Raw genomic sequence first — 6,937 nt, forward strand, 5'->3', positions numbered from 1 at the left:
ATTCCGAATGTTTGTAATACTATATTGAAAATGGATATCTAAATGGGGTAACATGGTAATAGATAATTTCAAAATGAAATTAAGTTTACCAGGTAGGAGGAACTAGAACGTGAAGATTATTTATCTAGATATTGATTCACTCCGTCCAGACCACATGGGTTGTTATGGGTATGAGCGTAATACGACACCTCATTTGGACTCCATTGCAGAAAAAGGAATTCGTTTTCAACATTGTTATGCCGCATCATCTCCTTGTGTCCCATCGCGTGCCAGCTTTATGTCAGGACGATTTGCTGTAAACCATGGGGCATTAACCCATTGGGGACCAGGATATGACTTTTACTACCCTGAAGGGGATGGACATTCAAAAAAGTATCCATTTTTTACACGATACTTACGTGAAGCTGATTATAAAACGGTTACCTTTTCTTCATTTGGAGACAGACATCATGCATGGTGGTATTTCGCCGGTTGGAGCGAGGTGCATACCCATACTTTGAAAGAGGGGAACGAAAATGCCGATGAAGTCATTTCCAAGGCCATTCCTTGGCTAGAGCAGCATGGCAAGGAGGACAATTATTTCCTGCACATACAACTTTGGGACCCACACACTCTCTATACTAGTCCAGTAGAATACTTTGAAAAGTGGAGAAGTACACCAGTAAAAGAATTTCCTAGTGAGGAAATCATCGAACAGCATCAAGCAGACAGCTTTCCTCGGTCTGCAAGGTTTCTACATACCATTGACCATTTTCCAGCAACGATGCCAAGTACTATCAAAGACCGAAACGATTATAAACATTTAATTGACGGCTATGACGGGGCTATTTCATTTATGGATGAACAAATTGGGAAGCTCTTGAACAAATTAAGCGAGCTCGGAATTGAAGACGAGGTTTGTTTTGTAATCAGTGCGGATCATGGGGAATCCATGGGAGAGCAAGGGATTTATGGCGAGCATGCAAGTGCTACTGAATCTGTCCATCATCTTCCGCTTATTGTAAGGGTTCCAGGTGTAACTTCACCAGGCACTGTTTATGATGGCTTTCTCTACAATGTGGATGTGATTGCGACCATTACGGAACTTGTGGGTCTATCAGTACCTTCGGGATGGGATGGAAGCTCCTATTTACCAGTACTAAAAGGAGAAAATATAGAGGGACGAGAGTATTTAGTGATGGATCATGCCTTATATACTTGTCAGCGATCTGTCCGGGATGAACGGTGGTATTATATCCGAACTTATCATCCAGGTCTCTATCGCTTTGATGATGTAACCTTATACGATATGGATCATGATCCGCATCAAACGAAAAATGTGGCTCACGACTACCCGGAAATTGTGAAGGAAATGAACCATCGATTAGCCTTGTGGGAGCAAGAGCATCTGGGATATCCACGAAATATGGTGGATCCTTTACAAAAAGTGGTTGAAACGGGACCTTGGAAATATGTCACTCTTGATCAGTGGGTGAATCATCTTCGAAAAGCAGGCTGGGAAGAGGCGGCAAATCAACTAAAAAATAAATTTGCCCAACATGATGAAGTATCATCGGCGTATGGAGATACACCAACCATCCGGTAGCTTGCACAAAAAGGGGGAACTTAGAATGCAAGGTAATATAAACACAGAACCAGTCATCCAGGTACAAAAAGAAAAGCCAAAGTCAATTTGGAAACGGATCGATCACAGAGTCATGGTCTTTGTCTCATTATTGTTTGGCATTCTTATATGGTCGCTTTTATCCACCATTCCATCAGTTAATGCGATATTAACCAATCCGGTTACGATTGCCAAAACATTTGTCACGGAACTATCGAATCAGAAATTGATCACGGATATCCTTGCCAGTATTTACCGCGTTTTAGGAGGATTTTTATTAGGACTTTTGGTAGCGATTCCATTTGCTTTTTTAATGGGATGGTACGATATTTTCCGCTCCTTGTTTGAACCATGGATTCAATTTTTTAGAACGATCCCACCGATTGCCTTAATTCCGCTCGTCATTGTTGCATTGGGCGTTGGTGAGAGTGCAAAAATTGCTGTTATTTTTGTGGCAACTTTTTTAGTCATGGTTGTATCCATCTATCAAGGTGTTCGAAATGTAGATCCGACCCTTATTAAAGCAGCCAGAGTATTGGGAGCTACGGATAAAGATATCTTTTTAGAAGTCGTTGTTCCAGCGTCTTTTCCGTACATTCTTGTGGGGGTTCGGTTAGGATTAGCGTCTGCATGGACAACGTTAGTTGCAGCTGAGCTTACAGGGGCATCCAAGGGGCTGGGAAATATGATTATGGAAGCAGGTCTTTTCTTCCGAATGGATCTCGTCATCTTAGGAATTATCCTAATTGGCTTAATTGGATTTGTAATGGATAAAGCTGTTCTATGGTTGGAGAAAAAGTTAGCCGGCTGGCAAGAGGTGAGCAAATGATGACAACTGTAAAAAGTGACATAAAGATTAAGGTAAAGGGTCTTTCTAAGGTATATCAGGGAAGAAATGGGGATGTAGTAGCCCTTAATAATGTTGATTTAGAGATTAAACAGAATGAATTTGTTTGCATTGTAGGACCAAGTGGTTGTGGAAAAAGTACCTTGTTAAATATTGTGGCCGGATTAGAGAAAAAAACATCTGGATCCGTGTTAGCCGATGATAAGGAAATTGAAGGGCCTGGAGAAGGGCGCGGCGTTGTGTTTCAGCAGTACGCACTTTTTCCGTGGAAGACCGTTCTTAAAAATGTTGAATTCGGCCTAAAGCTAAAAGGTATTGACCCAAGCTCGCGCAGAAAACAGGCAATGGAGTATTTAGAATTAGTAGGATTAAAAGACTTTGCGAATTCCTATCCAAAAGAATTATCGGGAGGAATGAAACAGAGGGTAGCGATTGCAAGAGCTTTCGCAGCTGAACCGGATGTATTGCTAATGGATGAGCCCTTCGGTGCACTTGATGCACAAACTCGAGCACAGCTTCAGGAGGAGCTTCTCAATATTTGGGAGAACAAGAAGAAAACCTGTTTCTTTATCACCCATGATGTCGAAGAAGCTGTTTTGTTAGCGCAAAGGGTGGTCATAATGAGCGCCCGTCCAGGAAGAATTAAAGAAATTATTGATGTTGATATTCCTTATCCACGAACACAAGAAACAAAATTAGCCCCAAGGTTTGTTGAAATCAAGAATGAAATATGGTCGAAAGTGTACCAAGAGTATTTAGCAGTAAAAAAATAGATTACTAGGGGGAAATGAAAAGATGGGAAAAAACAAATCACTATTATTTATGTTTCTTTTAGCTATTACTTTGCTAATCAGTGCGTGTTCTTCATCAACATCTAGTAAAAGTAATTCTTCAGGAGAAAAGAAGTCGGATGAAAAGAAAGAAATCCCAACCATTAATATTGCGTATATGCCGGATGTTCATGGCGCGACACCATTAGTCATTGCAGAGAAAAAGGGTTATTTTGAGGATGCTGGTATTAAAGTAAATCTTGTTAAGTTTAACAGTGGCCCTCCAGAGTTTCAGGCAATGGTTTCCGGGGACATCGACATTGCTTATATTGGACCTGGTGCCACTTTTCTAGCCGCACAGGGTCAAGGGAATATCATTGCCGTTGATAGCTTAAATACTGGTGATATGTTACTTGCTTCGAAAAAGTCAGGTGTAAAGGATGTAAAAGACCTAGTAGGAAAAACGGTTGGAGTACCAAAAGGAACATCTGGTGAAATGGTTCTGAACTTAGCTCTTGAAGCGGCTAAAGTCGATCCAGGCAAAGTGAATATTGTCAATATGGAAGTGGCTGGTGCGGTTTCAGCATTTATTGCCAATCAAGTTGATGCAGTTGCGATTTGGTCACCATTTACAGCTGAAATTGAAAAGCAAGTTGGGGCAGAAAATTTCGTAAAGCTAGCTGACAACACCGATTTCTTCCCGGAGTATGTGTTCCCTCAGAGCTGGGTGGTAAGCCCAAGATATTTGAAAGAACATAAAGCAGAGGTAGAAAAATTCCTACAAGCCTGGACAAAAGCGAACGATTATCGAAAAGATCATATCGAGGAAGCGGTTAAATTAACAGCCGAGTTCACTGGGATCGATGAAGCAACTTTGGGTTCGCAGGTTAAAACAACAGAGTTTTTAAGCTCTGAAGAAATTAAGGGTAAGTTTGAAGATGGAACGGCTGTTAAATGGTTTGAAAATCTTCAAAAACTATTTGTCCAAAATGGTAAGATGAAAGAAGTAGTAGATGGAGAAAAATTCATTAGCCCTGAACCGTTTTATGAGGCATTAAAGAAGTAATTCTTTTCCTGGCTGTTTAATAATTGGCAAAATAAAGGGGGGAGATTCCTCCCTTTCTTTTTTAATAGAAAAATAATAGGTGTTGTAGTATGAAAATAATAGAGTTATTAAAAGAGTATCAAATGAATAAGTTGATCAATTTTATCCGCGAACAGGGACCTATTTCTCGAGTAGAGCTATCAAAACGATTAGGAATTTCTCAACCAACCGTTACAAGAATGATTGAAAAGTTGATTCAGGAACAATTGGTGATTGAGAATGGGTTAGGGCATTCCTCGGGGGGAAGACGTCCAGTCCTCCTAAGTATCAATCGTACCTGTTGCTACTCGATCGGGATAGAAATTGGACGTTCCGCTGTAAAGATGGCCATTACCGATTTAAGTGGTAACATGATCACTTATCAAATAAAAGAAACAAACAATAAAGGAAGTATGACAGACATTATTCTTTATATTAGGGAAAGTACGGAGAAGATGCTAGTTGAAGAGAAAATTGACCAATCTAAACTTTTAGGGGTAGGGATTGGGATACCTGGTCCGATCAATGAATCGAGGGAAGGCTTTATCACGATTCCCAATTTCTACGATGTAACCAACGTCCCTTTACGGAGAATGTTGCAAAATGCTTTTACCATACCTGTCACCTTAGATGTCAATGCCAATGTTGCCGCATTAGCTGAAAGATGGTTTGGAAAAGGGGTAAGATCCAACCATTTTGTTTATATCATGGCGGATGCCGGAATCGGCAGTGGAATTATTGTAAATGGTGAGCTTCATCGTGGAAATCATCGGGAATCTGGTTTAATCGGACATTCAACGGTCGACATGTTTGGAGACCGGTGTTCTTGCGGCAACTACGGTTGTCTTGAAACATTAGTGTCAACGACCAAAATCATAAAGAATGTATGTGACCAATTGGAGATAAACCCGCATGAAAAACAGCTTTTCTTTGAAAATAGGGAGAACTTAACGTTTGAAGACATTGTTTTTTCATTACAGAGTGGATCTTCCATCACTCAAAAAGTAGTGGAAGAGGCAGGACAATTTCTAGGAATAGGGGTTGCAAATGTTATCAGCTTTTTCGATCCGGAAATGATTGTTATTGGAGGACGTTTGATCCAGCTAGGTGATATATTTTTAGACGCGTTACGTAAGGCAGTTCAATCACGAGTAGTAGGAACCGGTGGAAAATATACCCCCATTATGGTAACAGACTCTTATGATGGAGTTGTACTTGGTGCTGCTGCGCTAGTCATTAATGAAGCATTCTCCATTGAAAAGGCACATCTTTTTGTTTAGGAATTCGTAGTTATTTATTTGGAACGGCCAAAGTCCGAAATTTTACTTAAACAGCTAGGGGGAGCTCCGGTGGAATCATCTAAAAAAAGTTGTTGCGCTATAAATAGACAGCAAGGTTTACAGGTTCATATTGAATCCACTTCGATTGGAATTAAAAAAAATTCTGCCCCCACTAAGGATGGTATGATTTTTCTTAGTGGCGGCAAGACATTAATGGGTTCAAATGACAAGGATACATTTTCAGAGGATGGAGAAGGCCCAGTAAGAGAGGTTGAGATTTCCCCATTTTTCATTGATGAAGGTACAGTTACAAATGGAGGATTTAGGGATTTTATTGAGGATACAGGCTATAAAACAGACGCTGAAAAATATGGCTGGTCATTTGTTTTTTATCAGTTTTTGTCACCTGAAAATAAAAATAAATATGTAAAACAAGCTGTTCCCGGCACACCCTGGTGGTTGGTAGTCGAAGGTGCTGTTTGGAATCAGCCCGAAGGCCCGGGTTCAACAATTGAAAGTCGTTTGGATCATCCAGTTGTCCATGTTTCATGGAATGATGCGAATGAATATTGCAATTGGGCGGGGAAAAGGCTGCCTACTGAAGCTGAATGGGAATATGCCGCAAGAGGAGGGCTCGTCCAAAAGAGATACCCTTGGGGTGATAGACTCCATCCAGATGGGAAACATGTCTGTAATATCTGGCAGGGGAAGTTTCCGCATACCAATCATGGGAGGGATGGATATATCGGAACGGCTCCATCTAAATCATTCCCGCCCAATCATTATGGTCTTTTTAATATGTCCGGAAATGTATGGGAATGGTGTTCAGACTGGTTTAGTGCTTCCTATCATATAGAAGGAACTAGGAACAATCCCCAAGGTCCGCCGAATGGAATGGATAAAATCATAAAAGGCGGCTCTTACCTTTGCCACAAATCCTATTGCAATCGATACAGAGTTTCAGCACGCAGTGCAGTCAGCCCTGATAGCTCAAGTGGACATATGGGATTTCGATGTGTGAAATGAAGCAGGGGACGGTTCAACCGTCCCCTGCTTCACTCTAGAACGGATTCCAACTATATATATATATATCCGTCTCAAATCTTACTGCGGATTTTATCATTTAAAAAAAACTTAAAAAAGGTATTGACCATCCACAAAGATTACTGTAATATAAAACAAGTCGTCACCACGACAACAAATAATCATGAAAAAATTATTGACATTCAGTTGATAGTTTAGTAAGATAATAAAGTTGCTTGTGAGCGACAGAAACATTTGTTCTTTGAAAACTAAACAAACAAAAACGTCAACAAACAATATTTTTTAGTTTCTATTAAGAAACTAAGCCAA

General features: G+C 40.3%; 6 protein-coding genes. All 6 read left to right on the plus strand.

Features of this window, described 5'->3' with window-relative positions:
* The first annotated feature begins 109 nt into the window (after positions 1 to 109).
* The 6 genes from BABA_RS23330 to BABA_RS23355 all read left to right on the plus strand — a co-directional run bounded on the left by BABA_RS23330 (position 110) and on the right by BABA_RS23355 (position 6,610).
* Positions 110 to 1,585 carry a sulfatase family protein gene (locus BABA_RS23330; RefSeq protein ID WP_007087730.1) on the plus strand — a complete coding sequence of 492 codons (1,476 nt, stop codon included), beginning with the start codon at positions 110 to 112 and terminating at the stop codon, positions 1,583 to 1,585.
* A 25-nt stretch (positions 1,586 to 1,610) separates the two neighbouring features.
* Entirely contained in the window at positions 1,611 to 2,432 is an 822-nt protein-coding gene (locus BABA_RS23335; protein WP_007087731.1) for an ABC transporter permease, read from the plus strand.
* Positions 2,429 to 3,223: an ABC transporter ATP-binding protein gene (locus BABA_RS23340; RefSeq protein ID WP_007087732.1), complete on the plus strand. Its 795-nt coding sequence runs from the start codon at positions 2,429 to 2,431 to the stop codon at positions 3,221 to 3,223. The genes BABA_RS23335 and BABA_RS23340 overlap by 4 nt, the downstream gene beginning before the upstream one ends.
* A 22-nt stretch (positions 3,224 to 3,245) precedes the next feature.
* Positions 3,246 to 4,286, plus strand: coding sequence for an ABC transporter substrate-binding protein (locus tag BABA_RS23345; protein ID WP_007087733.1), 1,041 nt, complete (start codon positions 3,246 to 3,248; stop codon positions 4,284 to 4,286).
* Between the two features lie 89 nt (positions 4,287 to 4,375).
* Complete coding sequence (locus BABA_RS23350; RefSeq protein ID WP_007087734.1) at positions 4,376 to 5,584, plus strand: ROK family transcriptional regulator; 1,209 nt, start codon at positions 4,376 to 4,378, stop codon at positions 5,582 to 5,584.
* A 69-nt stretch (positions 5,585 to 5,653) separates the two neighbouring features.
* Positions 5,654 to 6,610, plus strand: coding sequence for a formylglycine-generating enzyme family protein (locus tag BABA_RS23355; protein WP_007087735.1), 957 nt, complete (start codon positions 5,654 to 5,656; stop codon positions 6,608 to 6,610).
* Positions 6,611 to 6,937: the final 327 nt, after the last annotated feature.

The organism is Neobacillus bataviensis LMG 21833, from assembly GCF_000307875.1.
GTDB classification, from domain to species: Bacteria; Bacillota; Bacilli; order Bacillales; family Cytobacillaceae; genus Neobacillus; species Neobacillus bataviensis.

Excerpts from the sequence above, each read along its gene's own strand:
- BABA_RS23350 (WP_007087734.1), top strand. The coding sequence starts at position 4,376 with ATGAAAATAATAGAGTTATTAAAAGAGTATCAAATGAATAAGTTGATC.
- BABA_RS23335 (WP_007087731.1), top strand. The coding sequence starts at position 1,611 with ATGCAAGGTAATATAAACACAGAACCAGTCATCCAGGTACAAAAAGAA.
- BABA_RS23340 (WP_007087732.1), top strand. The coding sequence starts at position 2,429 with ATGATGACAACTGTAAAAAGTGACATAAAGATTAAGGTAAAGGGTCTT.
- BABA_RS23345 (WP_007087733.1), top strand. The coding sequence starts at position 3,246 with ATGGGAAAAAACAAATCACTATTATTTATGTTTCTTTTAGCTATTACT.